The organism is Mycobacterium interjectum (assembly GCF_900078675.2).
Taxonomy (GTDB): domain Bacteria; phylum Actinomycetota; class Actinomycetes; order Mycobacteriales; family Mycobacteriaceae; genus Mycobacterium; species Mycobacterium interjectum.
In genome coordinates, this window is record NZ_LT546237.1 from 1 (window position 1) to 696 (window position 696).

The following is a 696-nucleotide window of genomic DNA, read 5'->3' on the forward strand; positions in this document are numbered from 1 at the left end:
ACGCCTGAGTGGGCCCGCGCCGCGATCGGGCTCGCCCGCAAGGCCGCCGAGGCGTTCGCGGAGGACCCGGACGCCATCTAGCTTTGTTCAATTCGCCGAGTCGCGTTTGCGACGCTAAATTAGACAGGCGGCCTAAATTCTGGCGAAATTCTCGTCGAAACCCCCTCTTAATTAACGCATCGGTTAATATGCGCTTGCGCCTGAGCCTCTCTCGGATTTGGCGCTCGAATCGGGCTGATCGACATTAAGGGGCACGGGCATGTCATTCGTCGTTGTGGCGCCGGAGTTTGTGACCGCGGCGGCCGGAGATCTCGCGAATATCGGCTCGGCGCTGACTGCGGCGCAGTCCGCGGCGGCCGGGTCCACGACCGGGATTACCGCGGCAGCCGCTGACGAGGTATCCAGCGCCATTGCCTTACTTTTCAACGCGCACGCCCTGGATTTCCAGGCGCTCGGCGCCCGGGCGGCGGCCTTTCACTCCGAGTTTGTCAGCCTGTTGAACGGCGGCGCGGCGACATATCTCAGCACCGAGACCGCCGCCGCCGCAGCCGCCGCTCCGACGGCACAGGACGTCCTTAACCAGATCAATGCGCCATTCGTGCAGTGGACCGGGCGCCCGTTGATCGGCAACGGCGCCAACGGGGCGCCGGGGACCGGCGCGCCCGGCGGCGCCGGCGGGTGGCTGATCGGGGACGG

Annotated in this window: 1 protein-coding gene; it reads left to right on the forward strand. The window is 66.5% G+C overall.

Annotation, left to right across the window (positions count from 1 at the left end):
- Positions 1-259: 259 nt before the first annotated feature.
- A partial coding sequence (locus tag BN4348_RS34260; protein ID WP_142308782.1) for a PE family protein occupies positions 260-696 on the forward strand: 437 nt, incomplete at its 3' end.